Origin of the sequence: Mycobacterium sp. E1747, assembly GCF_001667775.1 — a bacterium.
Classification (GTDB): domain Bacteria; phylum Actinomycetota; class Actinomycetes; order Mycobacteriales; family Mycobacteriaceae; genus Mycobacterium.
In genome coordinates, this window is record NZ_LZJI01000001.1 from 16,318 (window position 1) to 37,252 (window position 20,935).

Sequence of the window (20,935 nt, forward strand, 5' to 3'; positions counted from 1 at the left end):
AACGACCATGACGGCGATCTCGGTGGGCCGCCAGTAAGAGCCGACCCCGCGAGGTCATTTAAGCTGGCACGTCGTGAGTGACGCCAGCGAGGATGCAGCAGCAGACCTGCCCGAGCAGTTCCGCATCCGTCGGGACAAGCGCGCTCGCTTGTTGGCGGAGGGCCATGAGCCCTATCCGGTCGCCATCGAACGCACCCACACCCTGGCGCAGGTGCGCGCCGACCACCCGGACCTGCCGGTCGACACCGCGACCGACGACGTCGTCGGCGTCGCCGGCCGGGTGATCTTCGCGCGCAACTCCGGGAAACTGTGCTTCGCGACGCTCCAGGAGGGTGACGGCACCACGCTCCAGGTGATGCTCAGCCTCGACAAGGTGGGCTCCGAATCGCTGGATGCGTGGAAGGCCGACGTCGACCTCGGCGACATCGTCTACGTGCACGGCAACGTGATCAGCTCACGGCGCGGCGAATTGTCCGTGCTGGCCGATTCCTGGCAGATGGCGGCGAAGTCGTTGCGGCCGCTGCCCGTGGCCCACAAGGAGATGAGCGAAGAGGCGCGGGTGCGGCAGCGCTATGTCGACCTGATCGTCCGCCCCCAGGCCCGCACGGTGGCGCGGCAACGAATCGCCGTGGTCCGCGCGATCCGCAACTCGCTCGAGCGCCGCGGGTTTCTCGAAGTCGAAACGCCTATGTTGCAGACCCTGGCGGGCGGGGCGGCGGCGCGGCCGTTCGTGACCCATTCCAATGCTCTGGACATCGATCTGTACCTGCGGATCGCGCCGGAACTGTTCCTCAAGCGCTGCATCGTCGGTGGTTTCGACAAGGTCTTCGAAGTAAATCGGGTGTTCCGAAACGAAGGCGCGGATTCGACGCATTCTCCGGAATTTTCCATGCTCGAGACCTACCAGGCCTACGGAACCTATGACGATTCGGCAGTCGTCACCCGCGAGCTTATTCAAGAGGTCGCTGATGAGGCGATCGGAACCAGACAACTACCGCTGCCCGACGGGAGTGTCTACGACATAGACGGAGAATGGGCGTCGATTCAAATGTACCCGTCGTTGTCCGCGGCGCTCGGCGAGGAGATCACCCCCGAGACGTCGGCGGAGCGGTTGTGGGCCATCGCGGATCGACTGGGGGTCGAGATTCCCCGCGACCGGGGCTACGGGCACGGCAAGCTCGTCGAGGAGCTGTGGGAGCACATGGTGGGAAACACGCTGACGGCGCCCACCTTCGTCCGGGATTTTCCCGTGGAGACAACGCCTTTGACGCGCCAGCACCGCAGCATCCCAGGTGTGACCGAGAAGTGGGATCTCTACGTGCGCGGGGTCGAATTGGCCACCGGGTATTCCGAGTTGAACGACCCCATCGTGCAGCGGGAAAGATTCGCGGCCCAAGCCCGCGCGGCGGCGGCCGGCGACGACGAGGCCATGGTGCTCGACGAAGACTTTCTTGCCGCCCTCGAGTATGCGATGCCGCCGTGCACGGGAACGGGAATGGGTATCGATCGGTTGTTGATGACTTTGACTGGACTGTCAATTCGCGAGACAGTTTTGTTCCCGATTGTTCGGCCGCACTCGACTTGAAAAGCGCAACTGTGCGCCTTCCCGCCAGATTGAGTATGCTGCGTTGTTATGGCAGATTGGTGACCCGGGGAGGCTCACCCAAACTGCTCCGCAACTGCTCAGGACGAAATGCGAGGATAAGCTAATGGCGAAAAAAGTGACCGTCACCTTGGTCGATGATTTCGACGGTGCCGGCGCAGCCGACGAAACGGTCGAATTCGGCCTTGACGGGGTGACCTATGAGATTGACCTTTCGTCCAAGAATGCCGCAAAACTCCGCAATGACCTGAAGCAGTGGGTGGAAGCCGGTCGCCGCGTCGGCGGTCGGCGGCGTGGGCGGTCCGCCTCCGGTCGCGGCCGCGGCGCGATCGACCGCGAGCAGAGCGCGGCGATCCGCGAATGGGCCCGCCGCAACGGTCACAACGTCTCGACGCGCGGCCGCATCCCGGCCGACGTTATCGACGCTTTCCACGCGGCGACCTGACAAACCTTCGACCGGCGCCCGGGCAGCTGCCCGGGCGCCGGTTTGTCATTTCGCTGGCGGCGAAAGAATTGTCCGAGACCGAAGGAAACGAATCGGCACCCGGCCACGTTGGTTGGGTTATGGCGCTGTGATCACAGGGGAGGTCGCCCGATCCGGGCCCGGCGGGTCTTGAACAGTAAGGAACCGCAAGGTTATGCCCCCTGGCAGGCCGACCATTACAGTGGATGGCAGGTATGAGATTCCGGCCCCGACGGGGACCGGGGGGCCACACAGAGGCCAAGTACCGATGGTGAGGGAGAGCAGGTAGCAGGCGATGTTTGAACGATTTACCGACCGTGCCCGCAGGGTCGTCGTCCTGGCGCAAGAAGAGGCCCGGATGCTCAACCACAACTACATCGGCACCGAGCACATCCTGTTGGGTCTGATTCACGAGGGCGAGGGCGTCGCGGCGAAGTCACTGGAGTCGCTGGGGATCTCGCTGGAAGGCGTTCGCAGCCAGGTCGAGGAGATCATCGGCCAGGGCCAGCAGGCGCCGTCGGGCCACATCCCCTTCACCCCGCGCGCCAAGAAGGTTCTCGAGCTGAGCCTGCGTGAGGCGCTGCAGCTCGGCCACAACTACATCGGTACCGAGCACATCCTGCTCGGGCTCATCCGCGAGGGTGAGGGCGTCGCCGCCCAGGTGTTGGTGAAGCTGGGTGCCGAACTGACGCGGGTGCGTCAGCAGGTCATCCAGCTGCTGAGCGGCTACCAGGGCAAGGAGGCCGCGGAGGCCGGCACCGGCGGCCGCGGCGGCGAATCGGGCAGCCCGTCCACCTCGTTGGTGCTCGACCAGTTCGGGCGCAACCTGACGGCCGCCGCGATGGAGGGCAAGCTCGACCCGGTTATCGGCCGCGAGAAGGAAATCGAGCGCGTCATGCAGGTGCTGAGCCGGCGCACCAAGAACAACCCGGTGCTGATCGGCGAACCCGGCGTCGGCAAGACCGCCGTCGTCGAGGGCCTGGCGCAGGCCATCGTGCACGGCCAGGTTCCCGAGACGCTGAAGGACAAGCAGCTTTACACACTTGACCTCGGTTCGCTGGTGGCAGGCTCGCGCTACCGCGGTGACTTCGAGGAGCGCCTGAAGAAGGTGCTCAAGGAGATCAACACCCGCGGCGACATCATCCTGTTCATCGACGAGCTGCACACCCTGGTGGGTGCCGGCGCCGCCGAGGGCGCGATCGACGCCGCGTCGATCCTGAAGCCCAAGCTGGCCCGCGGCGAGCTGCAGACCATCGGCGCCACCACCCTCGACGAGTACCGCAAGTACATCGAGAAGGACGCCGCCCTGGAGCGCCGCTTCCAGCCGGTGCAGGTGGGGGAGCCCACGGTGGAGCACACCATCGAGATCCTCAAGGGGCTGCGCGACCGTTACGAGGCGCACCACCGGGTGTCGATCACCGACTCCGCGCTGGTGGCCGCCGCCACCCTGGCCGACCGCTACATCAACGACCGGTTCTTGCCGGACAAGGCGATCGACCTGATCGACGAGGCGGGGGCGCGGATGCGGATCCGACGGATGACCGCGCCGCCAGACCTGCGCGAGTTCGACGAGAAGATCGCCGACGCGCGGCGGGAGAAGGAATCGGCGATCGACGCCCAGGACTTCGAGAAGGCAGCCAGCCTGCGCGACCGGGAGAAGCAGCTGGTCGCTCAGCGGGCCGAGCGGGAAAAGCAGTGGCGCTCTGGCGATCTCGACGTGGTCGCCGAGGTCGACGACGAGCAGATCGCCGAGGTGCTGGGCAACTGGACCGGCATCCCGGTGTTCAAGCTCACCGAGGCTGAGACCACCCGCCTGCTGCGCATGGAGGACGAACTGCACAAGCGGATCATCGGCCAGGAGGACGCCGTCAAGGCCGTCTCCAAGGCGATCCGCCGTACGCGTGCCGGGTTGAAGGACCCCAAGCGCCCGTCGGGCTCGTTCATCTTCGCCGGCCCGTCCGGTGTCGGTAAGACCGAGCTGTCCAAGGCGCTGGCGAACTTCCTGTTCGGCGACGACGACGCGCTCATCCAGATCGACATGGGCGAGTTCCACGACCGGTTCACCGCGTCGCGGCTGTTCGGTGCCCCGCCCGGATACGTCGGCTACGAAGAGGGCGGCCAGCTCACCGAGAAGGTGCGGCGCAAGCCGTTCTCCGTGGTGCTGTTCGACGAGATCGAGAAGGCGCACCAAGAGATCTACAACAGCCTGTTGCAGGTCCTCGAGGACGGCCGGCTCACCGACGGTCAGGGCCGCACGGTCGACTTCAAGAACACCGTGCTGATCTTCACCTCGAACCTCGGTACGTCCGACATCAGCAAGCCGGTCGGCCTGGGCTTCACCCAGGGTGGCGGTGAGAACAACTACGAGCGGATGAAGCAGAAGGTCAACGACGAGCTGAAGAAGCACTTCCGCCCGGAGTTCCTCAACCGCATCGACGACATCATCGTCTTCCACCAGCTGACCAAGGACGAGATCATCCGGATGGTCGACCTCATGATCGGCCGGGTCGGCAACCAGCTCAAGGCCAAGGACATGGCTATGGAGCTGACCGACAAGGCCAAGGCGTTGCTGGCCAAGCGGGGCTTCGACCCGGTGCTGGGTGCCCGCCCGTTGCGGCGCACCATCCAGCGCGAGATCGAGGACCAGCTGTCCGAGAAGATCCTCTTCGAGGAGGTCGGACCGGGACAGATCGTCACGGTCGACGTGGACAACTGGGACGGCGAGAGCGCCGGCGAGGACGCGGTGTTCACCTTCACCGGGACCCGCAAGCCGCCGGCCGAGCCGGACCTGGCGAAGGCCGGAGCGCACGCGGCGCCGGAAACGCCCTAGCACGACAGCAAACGGGCGGCGTGGCGATCGTGAGCGCGGCGTAGCCGGGCGAAGCGGGTCGCCACCACGGGACTAATCTCTGACGGGATTAACCGCCCGTTTCGCAGGTAAGGGGCTCGCCCATGCTGATCGTCACCACCAACGACCTTCCCGGATGGGAGATCCAGCGGGTTTGCGGCGAAGTGTTCGGGCTGACCGTCCGCTCGCGCAACGCGTTCTCCCAGATGGGCGCGGGGTTCAAGGCGATGTTCGGCGGCGAGCTGGCCGGCATGACCAAGAACCTGGCCGAAAGCCGCAACGAGGCGATGGGCCGGCTGATCACCGAGGCGCGCAATCGCGGCGGCAACGCGATCGTCGCGATGCGGTTCGACACGACCGAAATCGGCGACGTCTGGACCGAGATCTGCGCCTACGGCACGGCGGTCCAGGCGACGCCGGTGACGGAGGCCGCGAAATACACGGCCAGCCAGCTGGGCTACGGCTCCGCGCCACCGCAGCATTGATCCTCGGTTTACACTGACTCTCGTCCTGACGGGCAACGGAATCTGGTGAAATTCCAGAACGGTCGCGCCACTGTCGAAAGTCAGACCCATGGCCCGTCGTCACCAGCGGGGACGCGGATATCCCCGGAAGGAGTCGATCGTGCCTAATGTTGAGACGACCCGCGCCCGAGTAGATCTGTCGGTGGCCAGCGCCGTGGTCTGGTTGGCGGCGACCGCCTTCCTGGCTCTGTTGGCGCTCTACTTCGTCGGCGTGGACCAGGGCGCGGTGTCGTTGTTCGGTAGCGATTCGCACGTGCACGAATTCATGCACGATGCGCGGCACCTGCTCGGCTTCCCCTGCCACTGATCGCGTGGAGAAGCGTCTGATCGGACGCGGCTTGCTGGCCGGTGCAATCGGCGCGGTGCTGGCGTTCGCCTTCACCCGCCTGTGCGCCGAGCCGGTGATCGGCCGCGCGATCGCCTTCGAGGACGGCCGGACTGACGCCGAGAACGCGCATGGTGTGCACGAGCATGGCGCCGAGCTGTTCAGCCGCGGGGTGCAGTCGAACGCCGGGTTGGGCTTCGGCCTGCTCATTTTCGGTGTCGCGATGGGCGCGCTGTTCAGTGTGCTGTTCTGTGTGATCGCCGCGCGTGTGACAAGCGTTGGGCCACGCGCGCTTTCGCTGCTCTTGGCGGCGGCGGCTTTCGTCGCGGTGTACCTGGTGCCGTTCATCAAGTATCCGCCCAACCCGCCGGCGGTGGGTCAGGCGGACACGATCGGGGCGCGCACCGGCTGGTACCTGGTGATGGTGCTGGCCTCCGTGGTGCTGACCATCGCGGCCGTCTGGCTGGCGCGGTCGCTGACCGCCCGCCTCGGTGGGTGGAACGGGCGGCTGCTCGCTGCGGGGGGCTACGTTGCGGCGGTCGCGGTGCTCGCGGCGTTGCTGCCGGACGTGGACGAGACGCCCGGGCCGCTGCGAGACGCGTCGGCCACGATCATCTATCCGGGCTTTCCCGCCGACGTCCTCTACGATTTCAGGCTGCTGTCGCTGGCCGCGCAGTTGGTGCTGTGGGGGACCATCGGTGTGGGGTTCGCGACGCTCGCCGGACGGTTGCTCGAGGAGCGCGCGCCGAGCATCAACGCGTGACCGGTGTCCTGCGGCTGACGCTGGTGTCGCACGCGATGACCGACGCCATGGCGGCCGGGCGATTTCCGCTCGACGAACCGCTCAGCGACGTCGGACGTCGGCAGGTGAACGAAGTCGGCTTCAACGCCATGAAGCACCTCGCCGCGCCCGAGCGGCGCGCAGGTGAAACGGCGGAGCTGCTGGGTCTGGCGGCCCGGGTCGAGCCACGGCTGGCCGACATCGATTGCGGGACGTGGTGCGGGCGAGCCCCGACGGCAATCGACCCGCGAGACCTCCACGCGTGGCTGACCGATCCGCAGCGGGCGCCGCACGGCGGTGAGTCGATCGTCGCCCTGATCGAACGGGTGGCGGGATGGCTGAAATCGGTGAACCGGCCCACCGTGGCGGTGACGCATCCCGCCGTCATCCGGGCGGCGATCCTGATCGCCTTGGCCGCACCGCCGGAATCGTTCTGGCGCATTGACATTCCGCCGGTCAGTCGTATCGTCATGCACCTGCGCGACGGCCGTTGGACCTTGCGGTTGTGAGATTCTCCGTTTCGCACCGGGATGGCTACCGTGTTCGCTGCCGTGATCAGGCTTTCGAAACTTGTCGTACCGCGCTGCGATGATGGGGTCATGTCCTCGACCGCGCCGTCCGGCTCTGTGGCGGTGAGTCCCAGCGAGCGCCTTGACGTGCTGTTCGAAGAGCTGGCGGAGTTGACCGGTCAGCGCAACGCCATCGACGGGCGCATCGTGGAGATCGTGGCCGAGATCGATCGCGACGAGCTGGGCGGCGTCACCGGCGCGCGGTCGGTGCCGGCGTTGGTGGCCTGGAAGGCCGGCTTGTCATCGGCAAACGCCCACACGGTGACCACGGTTGCGCGCCGGCTCGAAGAATTCCCGCGGTGCGCCCAAGGTATGCGGGAGGGGCGTCTTTCGTTGGATCAGGTCGGCGTCATCGCGGCGCGCGCCGGTGTGGGGTCCGATGAGCATTACGCCCAATTGGCGCGTTGCGCCACGGTCAACCAGCTGCGCACCGCGGTCAAGCTGGAACCGCGACCCGAACCCGATCCGGGCCCCGGCCCGCGGTCGTTCGTTAGCAAGACCTCCGATGAGGCGCTCGCCTATTGGCGGATCGCACTTTCCCACTTGGATGCCGCGAAGTTCGACGCGGCGTTGCAGTCTCACCGTGACGCGCTGATCGCCGAGTGGAAGCGCGACCGCGCCGACCGTGGCCGTGCGCCAGAAAGCGCGCCGCCGCTGCCGGGCACCGTCGAGGCCTTCATGCGCCTGGTCGAGGCGGGCTGGGACGCGGAGGCGGCCCGCCGCCCGCACGGGCAGCACACCACCGTGGTGGTGCACGTCGACGCCGAGAAGCATACCGCGGCATTGCATTTGGGTCCGCTGCTAACCGATGCCGAACGCCGATACGTGACCTGTGACGCCACGGGTGAAGTGTGGTTCGAGCGCCAGGGCGAGGTGATCGGCGCGGGCCGCGCGACCCGCCTGATCAGCCGGCGCCTTCGCCGTGCGTTGGAGCGCCGCCACCCCACGTGCGCGGTTCCCGGTTGTGGTGCCACCCGTGGTCTGCACGTCCATCACATCAGACACTGGGAAGACGGCGGGCCCACCGAGTTGGCCAACCTGGTGCTGGTATGCCCGTATCACCACCGGTCGCATCATCGCGGCGCCATCACCATCGCAGGACCCGCAAGCGCCCCGACCGTCATCGACAATGCCGGCCGAGTGCTGCGTCCGGGCTCGCTGGCGCGGCCGCCAACAAAGCCCCGGCCCGCGGTGGCGCCCTGCCCGGGACCTACCGGCGAGCGCGCCGACTGGTGGTGGTACGAACCCTTCCAACCCCAACCACCGCCGGCGAACAACTAGCTTGCATCCGGGCCGCGCGGAAAAGGTCAAATACGTTGGGACATAATGGATCCCGCCAGAGCTCAGGATAACGTCCAGCCATGGTCCGATGATTCATCGAGTTCCTCGACGGACACATGCGGAGGCCGGTCATTGGCTGAACTGGGGTGCCGATCAGCGCGGTGCGATCAGCGCAAACGCCTGCTTGGCGACCTGCAGCATCCACCCGGTGACGTTCGGTCCGTGGTCGCGTGGCCAGTTGAGCTGGAAGCTAACCACGTACGGTTGCCGCGTCTTATCGACGGCGTACCAACTGAAGGTCAGATCACCGGGCAGGCCACCGGCTTTCGCGCCGATGTAGGGCCAGACATTGCGGTCCAGCTGGATGCCCGACACCGCGGAGAGGATCTGCCTGACCGGTGCGGCCGCGCCGACGGCGTCGGCCTGCAGCGCCGCGTGGATGTGGCAGATGTCCTCCGCGTTGCCGTACCACTCCGCACCGTAGGACGACGCCGGTGTGTGGGCGCGGGTCGGATCAGGTTCGTAGGGAGTCGCATTCGCCTGGGCCAACAATTGGGCGCGGACTTGCGGTGAGCCGTGTTGCCACTGGGTGCGCAGGTCCGGTTTGCCCCAGCCGACCGAGAACAGCTCGTACATCGTCGGGAACGGTGTCATGCTGGCCGGGTCGTGATGGCCCGCGGTGACCAGCGCCTGCTCGATCGCGTGGGTGCCCAACTTTCCGATCAGCAGGTCGGTGGCCATGTTGTCACTGGTCGCGATCATCTTCTCGGCGGCCGTTCGGACCGAAACCTGCGCCCCGGCGGGCAAGGCCAAACCGGACGAGCCCACCGCGCGGCTCTTGTCGGTGACGGTCAGCTGGTCATCCCAGGAGACCGTTCCGTCCACGATGGCGCCCGCCAGCGCGTGCAACACGTACAACTTGAAAATCGAAGCCAGCGGCAAGGATTCGGCGGCGTTGGTTCCGGCCACGGGGTCGCAGTGCCCGTCGTCGACCTTGGCGACCTGGTAGGAATAGCGGGCGCCGGTCTTGCTCAACGCCGCGTCGATGTCGTGCCACGACTCGATCTTCGGCGCCTGCGTTTCGAGGTCGAACCGATCGACCCGCCCGCCGTCGTCGGTGTGGATCCGAATGTCCTGGCGCGCGCCGTAGGAGGACGTCAGGTGCAAGGTAGCCACGCTGGCTTGCAGATCCACGCCGTCAAGGGTGAACGGGCGGTCCCACCACAGCCCTTCCATGGTGGTCTGCACCGCTTTGACCATGTCGGGCGCGGCGAGCGTGCCGACGCCGACCGGGCCGATCGGCCAGTCGGAGTTGAGCATGTCCAGCGTCTGCTGGGCCCGGATGCCGGGCGGTGTGCGCACGTCGATCTGCCGGCCGGGATTGGCCGCGTTCGCCTGCGGTGAGGGGGAGGAGGTGCAACCGGGGGCGAACGTGACTACCAGTGCGGCGGCGGCACTCAACGCTACCGCGCGGCGCCGGGCCGAGAACCCGCTAGCCAGCCTGCTTGTTGCCGGCAACGTCCATCACAACCTCGAATTCCAGCAGCGACGCCCCGGTCGCCACCGGGTTGGCCCGCTCGCCCGCATGCGCCTGGATGGCGGGCCCCTGCGCCCACGCCTGAAATGCCTCTTCGGACTCCCACTGCGTGACGACGAAGTAGCGGTTCTCGCCCTTGATCGGGCGCAGCAGCTGGAACCCGAGAAAGCCGGGCTGGTTGTCGACCGCGTGCGCGCGGTGTGCGAACCGCTTCTCCAGCTCGGGGCCGGCGTCGGCGGGTACTTCGATTGCGTTGATCTTCACCACTGGCGACATGCCGCTAGGCTACCCCTTCGCCCGGCCTGTCCAACTGCAGGGCGGGGCACGCAGGATGGTGACATGGCCAGTGATCTTCTGACTTGCCGCGGGGGGCAGGGCGAGCCGTTGGTGCTGGTGCACGGGCTGATGGGGCGGGGCAGTACCTGGTCGCGGCAGCTGCCCTGGCTGACCAGGCTGGCTGTGGTGTACACCTACGACGCCTTGTGGCATCGGGGCCGCGGCGTTGACGACCCGCACCCGATCAGCACCGAACGGTTCGTCGCCGACCTGGCCGACGCGGTGAGCGCGCTGAAGACGCCCGTCACGCTGGTCGGACATTCGATGGGCGCCCTGCATTCGTGGTGTCTGGCCGCTCAGCGTCCGGAGCTGGTGTCCGCGCTGGTGCTCGAGGACATGGCCCCGGACTTCCGTGGGCGCACCACCGGTCCGTGGGAGCCGTGGCTGCACGCCCTGCCGGTCGAATTCGATTCCGCGCAGCGGGTATTCGACGAATTCGGTCGCGTTGCCGGCCAGTATTTTCTGGAGGCCTTCGACCGGACGACCACGGGTTGGCGCCTGCACGGGCACACAGCGCGGTGGATCGAGATCGCCGCCGAATGGGGCACCCGCGACTACTGGGAGCAATGGCGGGCGGTGCGCGCCCCGGCGCTGCTCATCGAGGCCGGTAACTCGGTCACCCCGCCTGGGCAGATGCGCGAAATGGCCGAAAAATGCTCTGCGGCAAGTTATTTGCGTGTACCGGAGGCCGGCCATCTGGTTCACGACGAAGCGCCGCAGGCGTATCGCGACGCCGTCGAGTCATTTTTGGCGACGCTGCCCGCCGGCGACTGAGTCGGGCTTGACCGCCCGAGCTCAAGCCACCGGAACATATGATAAATTCTTCAATCGTTCATACCTAAAAACTTTGTAGTCTTCAGGAGATCTATCGTGACGAAGCCGCTCTACAAGCTCAAGGCGGAGTTCTTCAAGACCCTGGGGCACCCCGCGCGGATCAGGATTCTGGAGTTGCTCGCAGAGGGCGAGAAGTCGGTCGCCGAACTGTTGCCCGAGGTGGGGCTGGAGGCGTCGAACCTTTCACAGCAGCTCGGCGTTCTGCGCCGAGCCGGTGTCGTGGATGCGCTGCGGGACGGCAACACGATGATCTACTCGATCGCCTCCCCGGATATCGCCGAACTGCTGATGGTGGCGCGCAAGGTGCTCACCGGGGTGCTCAGCGACCGCGTGGCGATGCTGGAAGGCCTGCGCGCCGGGGGCGCGGGGTAGCGCAAATGGGCTGGATCAGCAAAGCCTTGCGGGTCGGTCGGATCGCCGAACCCGCGCCGCCAGCACCGGAGCCGACGACCACGCCGCCCGCCGGGGTGCGCGGCTCACTTCAGATCCGCCACGTCGACGCGGGATCCTGCAACGGGTGCGAGGTGGAGATCGCGGGCGCGTTCGGGCCGGTCTATGACGCCGAGCGGTTCGGCGCCCGCTTGGTGGCATCCCCGCGACATGCGGATGCGCTCCTGGTGACCGGCGTCGTCACACACAACATGGCCGGCCCGTTGCGCGCCACGATCGAGGCCACTCCGCGGCCGCGCCGGGTGATCGCCTGTGGCGACTGCGCCATCAACCGCGGGGTCTTCGGCGACGCCTACGGGGTGGCCGGCACGGTCGGCGAGATGGTGGGCGTGGACGTGGAGATCCCCGGCTGCCCACCGACACCGAGCCAGATCGTCTCGGCGCTGCGGGCGGTGACCGGCAAGTGACCGCAGCGCTGGCAACCAGAGTGGAGCCGCAACCAAAAATACTGGGCCACAATGGATCCTATCCGACCTGGTCGGGCTCGCTGACCTCGCTGCTGGGTGCGGGAGGGGTATGGGTCGGCGTCCTGGGGATGTTCGGTTCGATGCGCCCGATCCGCATCGGTTGGTTGCTCCCGCTGGCCGGCGTCCAGCTGGGTTTCGATCCGCTGGGCGGATTTTTCATGGCGCTGACGGGGGCGGTCGCGGTCGTCGTCGGGCTGTACACGATCGGCTATGCCCGGCGCGAGCGGTCAGGACCCGTCACGCTGGCGGTGTTGCCCACGTTCGTTGCGGCGATGCTGCTGGTGCCCGCGGCCGCGTCCATCACCACCTTCCTGCTGGCGTGGGAACTGATGGCGGTTGCATCGTTGGTTCTGGTGCTGGCCCACCACACTCGTCCGCAGGTGCGCTCCGCCGCGTTGGTCTACGCCGTGATGACCCAGTTGGGGTTCGTGGCGATTCTGGCCGGCCTGATGGTGTTCTCGGCTGCGGGTGGCGCCGACCGGTTCGCCGACCTGCACCACATACCGCAAGGCGCGCGCACCGCGGTGTTTTTGTTGACGCTGGCGGGGTTCGGCTCGAAGGCGGGCCTGGTGCCGCTGCACGCCTGGCTGCCGCGAGCCCATCCAGAGGCGCCCAGCCCGGTGTCGGCGCTGATGAGCGCGGCGATGATCAACCTCGGCGTCTACGGCATTTGCCGCTTCGATTTGCAGCTGCTCGGTCCGGGGCCCCGCTGGTGGGGACTGGCCCTGATGGTCGTCGGCGGGGTGTCGGCCCTCTACGGCGTGGTGCAGGCCTCCGTGGCCACCGATCTCAAACGGCTGCTTGCCTATTCGACGACCGAGAACCTTGGGCTAATCACGCTGGCCCTTGGGGCCGCGACCCTGTTCGCGGCCACGGGCGCAAGCGGCCCGGCCACCATCGCCGCCGCGGCCGCCATGCTGCACCTCGTCGCCCACGCGGCCTTCAAAAGCCTCGGCTTCCTCGCGGCGGGATCGGTGTTGGCCGCCACCGGGCTGCGCGACCTCGACCGGCTGGGCGGCCTGGCGCGCCGGATGCCGGCGACCACAACCCTTTTCGCGGTCGCCGCGCTTGGGGCCTCGGGGCTGCCGCTGGGCGCCGGGTTCGTCAGCGAGTGGCTGCTGGTGCAGTCGCTGATCCACACGGCCCGAGAGCATTCCGCCGTCTTGGCATTGACCACGCCGCTCGCCGTGGGCGCCGTCGCGCTCACCACGGGCCTGGGCGTCGCGGCCATGGTCAAGGCGTTCGGGGTCGGCTTTCTGGCGCGGCCGCGTTCCGACCAGGCCGCCGACGCCCGAGAGGCGCCGCGCACGATGCTGGCCGCGATGGCGATGGCGGCGGCGGCCTGCCTGACGTTGGCGGTGGCACCCGCGGTTATCGCACCCGCGCTACGGCAGGCGGTCGCCGCGTTGCCGGCCACCCGGGCAATCGGATTCACCAGTCTCGGGGCGGTGGTGCGGCTGCCCGGCCTGCAGGGATCGATCGCCCCCGGCGCGGTCGCCGTCGGTGTCGTGGTGGCCACGCTCATCGCGGCCATGCTGGCGCTCTGGCGCCGCAGCCGGCGTCCGGCACCCGCCACGTTGCCGCTGTGGGCTTGTGGCGCGGACGATCTCACCGCTCGGATGCAGTACACGGCAACGTCGTTCGCCGAACCGCTGCAACGGGTGTTCGACGACGTCCTGCGGCCCGACACCGACATCGAAGTCACGCCGACCGCTGAGTCGCAATATCTGGCCGAAAAGATCATTTACCGCACCAGGATCGTCGACGCCATCGAGGATCGCTGCTACACCCCGGTGATCCGGGCGGTCACGGCCGCGGCGGAGCTGGCCCGGCGCGCTCACACCGGCAGCGTGCACCTGTATCTGGCCTACGGTGCGCTCGGTGTGCTCATCGTCTTGGTGGTGGCCCGATGAATGTCTTTTCCTACCTCGCGGGCGTGGCCCAGGTCGGCGGCGTGATGGCCGGGGCGCCGCTGGTGGTCGGCCTTACCCGGCAGGTCCGTGCCCGCTGGGAGGGCCGCGTGGGCGGCGGGATCCTGCAGCCGTGGCGCGACATCGTCAAACAGCTTGGTAAGCAACAGATCACCCCGCATGGGACGACGGTGGTGTTCGCGGCCGCACCCGCGGTCATCGCGGGATCGACGTTGCTGATCGCCGCGATTGCGCCGCTCGTCGCGACCGGATCGCCACTGGACGCCAGCGCCGACCTGTTCGCCGTGGTCGGACTGCTGTTCGTCGGCACCGTCGCGCTGGCCCTGGCCGGTATCGACACCGGCACGTCGTTCGGCGGCATGGGCGCCAGCCGCGAAATCACGATCGCCGCACTCGTCGAACCCACCATCCTGCTGGCGGTGTTTGCCCTGTCCATGCCGGTGGGGTCCGCCAATCTCGGTGCCCTGGTGGCACATACGATCACCCACCCCGGGCAGGTGGTGTCGCTGGCCGCGGTGCTGGCGTTCGCGGCGCTGGTGATCGTGATCGTCGCCGAGACCGGACGACTGCCGGTGGACAACCCGGCCACCCATCTCGAGCTGACGATGGTCCACGAGGCGATGGTCCTCGAATACGCGGGCCCGCGGCTGGCCCTGGTCGAGTGGGCGGCCGGGATGCGGCTGACCGTGCTGTTGGCGCTGTTGGCGAACCTGTTCGCCCCCTGGGGCATTGCCGGAGGCGAGCCGGGCGCGGTCGACGTCGCCATCGGCGCTGCGGCGGTAGCGGCCAAGGTCACGGTGTTGGCGGTACTGCTGGCCACCGTTGAGGTGTTCGTCGCCAAGCTGCGCCTGTTCCGGGTGCCCGAGTTGCTGGCCGGATCGTTCCTCCTGGCGCTGCTCGCGGTCGTCGCGGCCAACTTCTTCATGGTGCCGGCATGACCTACAACACGTTTTCGGTCCTGGTCGACCTCGCCGCCGGCGGGCTGCTGTTGGCCGCGGTGCTGATCGTGTGGCGCCGCGACCTGACCGCCATCATCCGGCTGCTGGCGTGGCAGGGCGCCGCGCTGGCGGCCATCCCCCTGCTGCGCGGGGCGTATGACCGTGACGGCGCCCTCATCGGAGTCGGGGTGGCCGTGCTGGCCTTGCGGGTTGCGCTGCTGCCGCGGTTGCTGGCCGGCGCGGGTGGCGCCGAGGCGCGATCGCGCCGGGAAGCCACCCCGGTCATCAACACCGCCACGTCGCTGCTCATCACGGCCGCGCTGACTCTGGCCGCGTTCGCCGCCACCCGGCCTCTGGTGAACCTGCAACCCGCCGCGACCACTTCCGCGGTCCCGGCCGCTACCGCGGTCGTGCTGATCGCGCTGCTCGTCATGGTGACGCGGCGGCACGCGGTGTCGCAGGCCGCGGGATTCCTCATGCTGGACAACGGGATTGCCGCCACCGCGTTCCTGCTCACCGCGGGGGTGCCGCTGATCGTCGAACTCGGTTCGTCGCTGGACGTGTTGTTCGCGGTCATCGTGATCGGGGTCCTGACGGGGCGATTGGCCAAAGCCTTCGGTGGTGCCGACCTGGACGCGTTGCAGGAGCTGCACGACTGATGACCGCCTTACTGCTTGCTGCGATCCTCACCCCGATCGGTGCCTCGGTCGCCGTGCTGGTCGCCGGATGGCGCCGGGTGACCGCGACACTGATCGTGCTCTCGGCGATGACGGTGCTCGCAAGTGGCGCGCTGCTCGCACTCCGTGTCGGGTCCGGGACCCGGGTCGCCCTGGGCGGATTGCTGCGACTAGATGCGCTGAGCGTCACCATGCTGATCGTCATCGGGATCGTCGCCACCCTGGCCACCTGGGCCAGCATCGGGTACATCGACGCCGAACTCGCGGGCGGCCACACCGACCCGCGGGGCGCTTGCGGGTACGGGGCCCTCACGGCCGGCTTCCTGGCGGCGATGGTTGTCGCGGTTTGCGCCAACAACATCGGCGTCATCTGGATCGCGATCGAGGCGACCACGGTGATCACCGCCTTCCTGGTCGGGCATCGCCGCACCCGCAGCGCCCTCGAAGCGACCTGGAAGTACGTCGTGATCTGCTCGGTCGGCATCGCCGTCGCCTTCCTCGGCACCGTGCTGCTCTACTACGCCGCCGAGCATGCCGGCGCGCCGGCCGCCGCCGCCCTGAACCTCGACGTACTGGCGGCGCACGCCGGCGGGCTGGACCCCGACATCGCCCGCCTCGCGGGCGGGCTGCTGCTCATCGGCTACGGCGCCAAGGGCGGTTTGTTTCCGTTCCACACGTGGCTGGCCGACGCCCACAGCCAGGCCCCGGCACCGGTTTCCGCGCTCATGAGCGGCGTGCTGCTGTCGGTGGCTTTTTCGGTGCTGATCCGTCTCAAGCCGATCATCGGCGCTGCCACCGGAGAACCTTTCATGCGTTCGGGCCTACTCGTGATCGGGCTGGCAACGCTGGTGGTCGCGGCCATGATGCTCACCGTGACACCGGACCTCAAGCGCATGCTCGCGTACTCCTCGATGGAGAACATGGGTTTGATCGCGATCGCCGCCGCGGCCGGAACCTCGCTCGCCATTGCCGCGCTGCTGCTGCACGTCCTCGCTCACGGGATCGGCAAGACGGTCCTGTTCCTGGCGAGCGGGCCCCTGCAGGCGGCGCACGAGTCCACCGCGATCGCCGACATCGCCGCCGTGCTGCGCCGCTCCCGGCTCATCGGCGTATCGATCGCCGTCGGTGTTCTCGTGCTGCTAGGCCTGCCGCCGTTCGCCATGTTCGCCAGTGAGCTGGCGATCGTTCGATCCCTCGCCGACGCGCGGCTGTACTGGGTCCTCGCCGCGGGCATGCTGTTCGTTGTGGTCGCCTTCGCCGCGCTGGCGCGTAACTCGGGTCGCATCCTGTTGGGTCGCCCGGCCGACGCACGCGAAATCGCTGTGCCGCGAACGGTGTCGGCGGCCCTTCTGGTCGGCATCGCCGCATCGATCGCGCTCGGCGTCACCGCCGGCCCGCTCGCCGACTTGTTCACCGCCGCGGCCAGCAATGTCGGGGGAGCGCGGTGAGGACCGAGTGGCAGCACCACCGGGTATCTCAGGGCAGGCTGGCGGAATCGGCGGAAGGCCTGCTGAGCGAGGGATTCCGCTTGGCTCTGGTGGCCGCCCACGACGACTCCGACGCCTACCGCGTCGTCTATCTGTTCCTCGCCGGCTGGCCGGACCGGCGGGTCGAGCTCGAATGCGTAGTGCCCAAGGACGATCCGGCGGTCCGATCACTGGCCTATCTGTCGTTCACGGCCAGCCGCTTCGAGCGCGAAATGGCCGACCTGTACGGCATCCGGTGCGTGGGTCATCCGAAGGCGCGCCGCCTGGTGCGCCATGCCCACTGGCCAGAGGAATGGTATCCGATGCGGCGCGCGGCGCCGCCCGTGCCCAAACTTGATGGCAACGGCCACTTCCCGTTCGTCACGGTCGAGGGCCCGGGTGTGTACGAGATCCCGGTCGGCCCCGTTCACGCGGGGTTGATCGAGCCAGGCCACTTCCGCTTCTCCGTCGCCGGGGAAACCGTACTTCGGCTCAAGGCCAGGCTGTGGTTCGTCCACCGGGGTTTGGAGAAGCTCTTCGAGGGCCGGCCGGCCGGTGCCGCGGTCGATTTGGCCGAACGGGTCAGCGGCGACACCTCCGTCGCCCATGCGCTGGCGCACTGCCTCGCCATCGAAGACGCGCTCGGCATCGAGCTTCCCGACGCGGCACACCGACTGCGGGCGCTCCTCGTCGAACTCGAACGGCTCTACAACCACGCCGCCGATCTGGGCGCGCTGGCCAACGACGTCGGGTTCGGTCTCGCCCATGCCCACGCGCAACGAATCCGCGAACAACTGCTGCGACTCAACGAGGCGGTCACCGGTCACCGGCTGTTGCGCGGCGCGGTGCGTCCAGGCCGGGTCACGCTGCAGGTGCTGCCGGATCCCGGTGTGCTGCAACGCATCTCCGCCGACGTCGCCGAGGTCGCCGAACTGACCCTGCACAACACCGTGGTGTATGACCGCTTCGCCGGGACCGCCGTCCTGAACCGAGAGGACGCACACGCGCTCGGATGCCTGGGCTATGTCGCGCGCGCCAGCGGCATGCGGACGGACGCCCGACTCGAACACCCAAGCACCACGCTGCCGGTCACCGAGATCGGCGCCGAGTCGGGCGACGTGCTTGCCCGCTACACCGTGCGCCGCGACGAATTCGCGGCTTCCACCGAACTCGCTTGCCATCTGATCGAATCACACAGCGGCCCAATCGAATATGCAAGAGGACCGGCGGCGCCTGCTGGGTCGCGTAGTGGCATCGGAATCGTCGAGGGCTGGCGCGGCACCATCGTGCACCGCGTCGAAACCGACCCCGTCAATCGGATCACCCGCGCGAAGATCGTCGACCCGTCGTGGTTCAACTGGCCCGCGCTGCCCGTCGCGATGGCCGACACCATCGTCCCCGACTTCCCACTGGCCAACAAGAGCTTCAACCAGTCCTACGCCGGCAACGACCTTTGATCGGCGCGACTACGCTTCGCCCGCCAGGGCGAACCGGCCGTCGGCCGTCTGCGCAACCAAGCCGTCGGCCAGCAACGAGAACAGTGCCCGGTCGCGCTGGGCGGTGTCGGTCAGCCACGCCACGTCCAGTTGCGCGCGGGTGACCGGAGAGTCGTTGGCGCGCAACACATCCAACAGCCGGCCACGGACCTGCCGATCGGTGCCGGCGTAGGTCTGCACCCGCCGGGCCGGCCCCTGGGCCGGGGGATAACCCGCGTCGCGCCAAGCGCACCGGTCAAGCGGGCACAGTCCGCATCGGGGCGCCCGCGCGGTGCACACCGTCGCGCCCAACTCCATAAGCGCGACGGAAAACAAAGGGGCCGTCCCATTTTCCGGCAGCAGCGCAGCGACGTCGGCCATGTCTCGTACTGCCGAAGGTGACCCGGCATCGGCCAGCCCGTGCACGACGCGGGCCACCACCCGGCGAACGTTGGTGTCCACCACGGGGACCGCCTGCCGGTAGGCGAAACAGGCTACGGCGCGGGCGGTGTAGCTGCCGATGCCCGGCAACGTCAGCAAGGTGTCGACATCCTCGGGCACCACGTCGCCGTGGTCGCGCGCGATGACGATCGCGCACTCGTGCAGGCGCTTGGCCCGGCGCGGATAGCCCAGCTTGCCCCAGGCGCGCAGCACGTCGGCCGCGCTGGCGGCGGCGGTGGCCGATGGGGTGGGCCACCGCCGCACCCAGTCCGACCAAACCGGCAGCACCCGCGACACCGGCGTCTGCTGCAGCATGAACTCACTGACCAGGATCTGCCACGCGCTGACGCCGGGCTCCCGCCACGGCAGGTCGCGGCGCGATTGTTCGTACCAGTAGAGAAGGTCGGTAACTGGTATGTGTCTTGGGCCGTTTACCCGCGAATGCGGCATGATGTCAGCCATGCCTAACACCAGCCCGGTAACCGCGTGGAAAGCACTCAAAGAGGGTAACGAGCGATTCGTCGCCGGGAATCCCCAGCATCCCAGCCAGAGTGTCGAGCACCGGGCCAGCCTGGCCGGCGGGCAGAAGCCCACCGCGGTGGTGTTCGGCTGCGCCGACAGCCGGGTGGCCGCGGAGCTCATTTTCGACCAGGGCCTGGGCGACATGTTCGTGGTGCGCACAGCCGGTCAGGCCATCGACTCGGCGGTGCTGGGCTCCATCGAGTTCGCTGTGACGGTGCTCGACGTGCCGCTCGTCGTTGTGCTGGGTCACGACAGCTGCGGCGCGGTCAAGGCCGCGCTGGCCGCGATCAACGACGGCGCGATCCCGGGCGGCTTCGTGCGGGACGTGGTCGAACGGGTCGCGCCGTCTGTGCTGATGGGCCGCCGCGACGGCCTCAGCCGCGTCGACGAGTTCGAGGAACGGCACGTGCGCGAAACCGTCGCCCAGCTGGTGTCTCGTTCGAGCGCGATCGCGGAGCGGATCGCGGCGGGCACATTGGCGGTCGCGGGCGCCACCTATCACCTGGCCGACGGGCGGGCGGCGCTGGTCGACCATGTCGGTGACATAGGCGAATAGCGGTCCGGCGCGGCCGTCACTAACACGGCCATCCGCCAGCAAACCCCGCGACACGCCGGGGCGGGTCAGGCAACGAGACGTGACCTGGGCCTACGCTGCAAACGTGCTGGATCTGGAACCGCGTGGCCCGCTACCCACCGAGATCTATTGGCGGCGCCGTGGCCTGGCCGTGGGCGTCGCGGTCGTCGTCGTAGGGATCGTGGTCGCCGCGGTCATCGCGTTCATGGGACACAGCTCGGGCGCCAAGCCTGCCAGTGCCGACAAGAACAATGCCGCTCAGAGCAAGCCGGGATCGCCTGCGCCGCAGGCGCCTCCGCCGGCCGCGCCCGGTGAGCAGCCCACACCGGTGCCCCAACAGGGGCAGAACCCGGAGATGCCCACCCCGACCGCTGCGGTGCAGCCGCCGCCGGTGCTGAAAGAGGGCGACGACTGCCCCGATTCGACGCTGGCCGTCAAGGGCCTGACCAATGCGCCCCAGTACTTCATCGGTGATCAGCCGAAGTTCACCATGGTCGTCACCAACATCGGCCTGGTGTCCTGCAAGCGTGACGTCGGCGCCGCGGTACTGGCGGCCTACGTGTACTCGCTGGACAACAAGCGGCTGTGGTCGAACCTCGACTGCGCGCCCTCCAACGAGACGCTGATCAAGACCTTCACGCCGGGCGAGCAGGTGACGACCGCGGTGACGTGGACGGGGATGGGGTCGGCGCCGCACTGCCCGCTGCCGCGGCCGGCGATCGGGCCGGGCACCGGACCCGGCGGCGGAGGTGGCTGGTTCAAGATGAACGGGACCGGCTGGGAACGCAGGTTGCCCAGCTGCACCACGAGGTTGTAGGTGCCCGGCCCGATCGCCGGCCGCGGCAGCGGGCAGTGCGGCGCCGACCCCATCCCCGTCCACGTCACCGCGGTCG

General features: G+C 68.2%; 20 protein-coding genes and 1 pseudogene. 18 read left to right on the forward strand and 3 right to left on the reverse strand.

Annotated features, from left to right (window positions below; genetic code table 11):
• The first annotated feature begins 73 nt into the window (after nucleotides 1-73).
• The 8 genes from lysS to A5695_RS00135 all read left to right on the forward strand — a co-directional run bounded on the left by lysS (nucleotide 74) and on the right by A5695_RS00135 (nucleotide 8,394).
• Nucleotides 74-1,585 carry a lysine--tRNA ligase gene (gene lysS, locus A5695_RS00100; protein WP_068076862.1) on the forward strand — a complete coding sequence of 504 codons (1,512 nt, stop codon included), beginning with the start codon at nucleotides 74-76 and terminating at the stop codon, nucleotides 1,583-1,585.
• A gap of 124 nt (nucleotides 1,586-1,709) precedes the next feature.
• Nucleotides 1,710-2,048, forward strand: a complete 339-nt coding sequence (gene lsr2 / locus A5695_RS00105; protein ID WP_068076864.1) for a histone-like nucleoid-structuring protein Lsr2 — start codon at nucleotides 1,710-1,712, stop codon at nucleotides 2,046-2,048.
• 313 nt (nucleotides 2,049-2,361) lie between these two features.
• Nucleotides 2,362-4,896, forward strand: coding sequence for an ATP-dependent protease ATP-binding subunit ClpC (gene clpC1, locus A5695_RS00110; protein WP_068076866.1), 2,535 nt, complete (start codon nucleotides 2,362-2,364; stop codon nucleotides 4,894-4,896).
• Nucleotides 4,897-5,018: 122 nt separating this feature from the next.
• Nucleotides 5,019-5,399: a YbjQ family protein gene (locus tag A5695_RS00115; RefSeq protein ID WP_068076868.1), complete on the forward strand. Its 381-nt coding sequence runs from the start codon at nucleotides 5,019-5,021 to the stop codon at nucleotides 5,397-5,399.
• Nucleotides 5,400-5,538: 139 nt separating this feature from the next.
• Nucleotides 5,539-5,745, forward strand: a complete 207-nt coding sequence (locus tag A5695_RS00120; RefSeq protein ID WP_068076896.1) for a CbtB-domain containing protein — start codon at nucleotides 5,539-5,541, stop codon at nucleotides 5,743-5,745.
• 4 nt (nucleotides 5,746-5,749) lie between these two features.
• Nucleotides 5,750-6,526: a CbtA family protein gene (locus A5695_RS00125; RefSeq protein ID WP_068076870.1), complete on the forward strand. Its 777-nt coding sequence runs from the start codon at nucleotides 5,750-5,752 to the stop codon at nucleotides 6,524-6,526.
• Entirely contained in the window at nucleotides 6,523-7,053 is a 531-nt protein-coding gene (locus tag A5695_RS00130; protein WP_068076871.1) for a histidine phosphatase family protein, read from the forward strand. Before A5695_RS00125 ends, A5695_RS00130 begins: the two co-directional genes overlap by 4 nt.
• A 90-nt stretch (nucleotides 7,054-7,143) precedes the next feature.
• Nucleotides 7,144-8,394: an HNH endonuclease signature motif containing protein gene (locus tag A5695_RS00135; protein WP_068076873.1), complete on the forward strand. Its 1,251-nt coding sequence runs from the start codon at nucleotides 7,144-7,146 to the stop codon at nucleotides 8,392-8,394.
• A 153-nt stretch (nucleotides 8,395-8,547) separates the two neighbouring features.
• Here A5695_RS00135 and A5695_RS00140 read toward each other — a convergent pair whose 3' ends face one another.
• Together A5695_RS00140 and mhuD are read right to left on the reverse strand one after the other, a co-directional pair.
• Complete coding sequence (locus A5695_RS00140; RefSeq protein ID WP_068076875.1) at nucleotides 8,548-9,912, reverse strand: serine hydrolase; 1,365 nt, start codon at nucleotides 9,910-9,912, stop codon at nucleotides 8,548-8,550.
• Nucleotides 9,887-10,207 (reverse strand): mycobilin-forming heme oxygenase MhuD, encoded by a 321-nt coding sequence (gene mhuD, locus A5695_RS00145; RefSeq protein WP_068076877.1) that lies wholly within the window; start codon nucleotides 10,205-10,207, stop codon nucleotides 9,887-9,889. Before mhuD ends, A5695_RS00140 begins: the two co-directional genes overlap by 26 nt.
• A gap of 63 nt (nucleotides 10,208-10,270) precedes the next feature.
• Between mhuD and A5695_RS00150 the strand changes: the two genes are divergently transcribed.
• The 8 genes from A5695_RS00150 to A5695_RS00185 all read left to right on the forward strand — a co-directional run bounded on the left by A5695_RS00150 (nucleotide 10,271) and on the right by A5695_RS00185 (nucleotide 18,487).
• Nucleotides 10,271-11,041: an alpha/beta fold hydrolase gene (locus A5695_RS00150; protein WP_068076879.1), complete on the forward strand. Its 771-nt coding sequence runs from the start codon at nucleotides 10,271-10,273 to the stop codon at nucleotides 11,039-11,041.
• 93 nt (nucleotides 11,042-11,134) lie between these two features.
• A complete protein-coding gene (locus A5695_RS00155; RefSeq protein ID WP_156749360.1) occupies nucleotides 11,135-11,473 on the forward strand; it encodes a helix-turn-helix transcriptional regulator in 339 nt (112 codons plus the stop codon).
• A gap of 5 nt (nucleotides 11,474-11,478) precedes the next feature.
• Nucleotides 11,479-11,958 (forward strand): NADH-quinone oxidoreductase subunit B family protein, encoded by a 480-nt coding sequence (locus A5695_RS00160; RefSeq protein ID WP_068076883.1) that lies wholly within the window; start codon nucleotides 11,479-11,481, stop codon nucleotides 11,956-11,958.
• A gap of 41 nt (nucleotides 11,959-11,999) precedes the next feature.
• On the forward strand, nucleotides 12,000-13,931 hold the full coding sequence (locus tag A5695_RS00165; RefSeq protein ID WP_068076898.1) for a proton-conducting transporter membrane subunit: 1,932 nt from the start codon (nucleotides 12,000-12,002) through the stop codon (nucleotides 13,929-13,931).
• Nucleotides 13,928-14,887, forward strand: a complete 960-nt coding sequence (locus A5695_RS00170; protein WP_068076885.1) for a respiratory chain complex I subunit 1 family protein — start codon at nucleotides 13,928-13,930, stop codon at nucleotides 14,885-14,887. The genes A5695_RS00165 and A5695_RS00170 overlap by 4 nt, the downstream gene beginning before the upstream one ends.
• Nucleotides 14,884-15,546, forward strand: coding sequence for a hypothetical protein (locus A5695_RS00175; protein ID WP_068076886.1), 663 nt, complete (start codon nucleotides 14,884-14,886; stop codon nucleotides 15,544-15,546). Before A5695_RS00170 ends, A5695_RS00175 begins: the two co-directional genes overlap by 4 nt.
• A complete protein-coding gene (locus A5695_RS00180) occupies nucleotides 15,546-17,012 on the forward strand; it encodes a proton-conducting transporter membrane subunit (protein ID WP_068076887.1) in 1,467 nt (488 codons plus the stop codon). The genes A5695_RS00175 and A5695_RS00180 overlap by 1 nt, the downstream gene beginning before the upstream one ends.
• Nucleotides 17,009-18,487 (forward strand): NADH-quinone oxidoreductase subunit C, encoded by a 1,479-nt coding sequence (locus A5695_RS00185; RefSeq protein WP_068076888.1) that lies wholly within the window; start codon nucleotides 17,009-17,011, stop codon nucleotides 18,485-18,487. The genes A5695_RS00180 and A5695_RS00185 overlap by 4 nt, the downstream gene beginning before the upstream one ends.
• Nucleotides 18,488-18,496: 9 nt before the next feature.
• On the opposite strand, the gene A5695_RS00190 is transcribed toward A5695_RS00185, so the two are convergent.
• Nucleotides 18,497-19,408: an A/G-specific adenine glycosylase gene (locus A5695_RS00190; protein WP_068076889.1), complete on the reverse strand. Its 912-nt coding sequence runs from the start codon at nucleotides 19,406-19,408 to the stop codon at nucleotides 18,497-18,499.
• Between A5695_RS00190 and A5695_RS00195 the strand changes: the two genes are divergently transcribed.
• Nucleotides 19,407-20,024: a carbonic anhydrase gene (locus A5695_RS00195; RefSeq protein ID WP_068076890.1), complete on the forward strand. Its 618-nt coding sequence runs from the start codon at nucleotides 19,407-19,409 to the stop codon at nucleotides 20,022-20,024. The genes A5695_RS00190 and A5695_RS00195 overlap by 2 nt on opposite strands.
• A gap of 103 nt (nucleotides 20,025-20,127) precedes the next feature.
• Nucleotides 20,128-20,775 (forward strand): annotated as a pseudogene (locus tag A5695_RS00200) (hypothetical protein); the annotation flags it as partial.
• Nucleotides 20,776-20,935: the final 160 nt, after the last annotated feature.

Bases quoted from the DNA above. Each gene is read 5' to 3' on its own strand.
- lsr2 (WP_068076864.1), top strand. From the start codon at position 1,710: ATGGCGAAAAAAGTGACCGTCACCTTGGTCGATGATTTCGACGGTGCC.
- clpC1 (WP_068076866.1), top strand. From the start codon at position 2,362: ATGTTTGAACGATTTACCGACCGTGCCCGCAGGGTCGTCGTCCTGGCG.
- A5695_RS00115 (WP_068076868.1), top strand. From the start codon at position 5,019: ATGCTGATCGTCACCACCAACGACCTTCCCGGATGGGAGATCCAGCGG.
- A5695_RS00135 (WP_068076873.1), top strand. From the start codon at position 7,144: ATGTCCTCGACCGCGCCGTCCGGCTCTGTGGCGGTGAGTCCCAGCGAG.
- mhuD (WP_068076877.1), bottom strand. From the start codon at position 10,207: ATGTCGCCAGTGGTGAAGATCAACGCAATCGAAGTACCCGCCGACGCC.
- A5695_RS00150 (WP_068076879.1), top strand. From the start codon at position 10,271: ATGGCCAGTGATCTTCTGACTTGCCGCGGGGGGCAGGGCGAGCCGTTG.
- A5695_RS00160 (WP_068076883.1), top strand. From the start codon at position 11,479: ATGGGCTGGATCAGCAAAGCCTTGCGGGTCGGTCGGATCGCCGAACCC.
- A5695_RS00170 (WP_068076885.1), top strand. From the start codon at position 13,928: ATGAATGTCTTTTCCTACCTCGCGGGCGTGGCCCAGGTCGGCGGCGTG.
- A5695_RS00175 (WP_068076886.1), top strand. From the start codon at position 14,884: ATGACCTACAACACGTTTTCGGTCCTGGTCGACCTCGCCGCCGGCGGG.
- A5695_RS00180 (WP_068076887.1), top strand. From the start codon at position 15,546: ATGACCGCCTTACTGCTTGCTGCGATCCTCACCCCGATCGGTGCCTCG.
- A5695_RS00195 (WP_068076890.1), top strand. From the start codon at position 19,407: ATGCCTAACACCAGCCCGGTAACCGCGTGGAAAGCACTCAAAGAGGGT.
- A5695_RS00190 (WP_068076889.1), bottom strand. From the start codon at position 19,408: ATGGCTGACATCATGCCGCATTCGCGGGTAAACGGCCCAAGACACATA.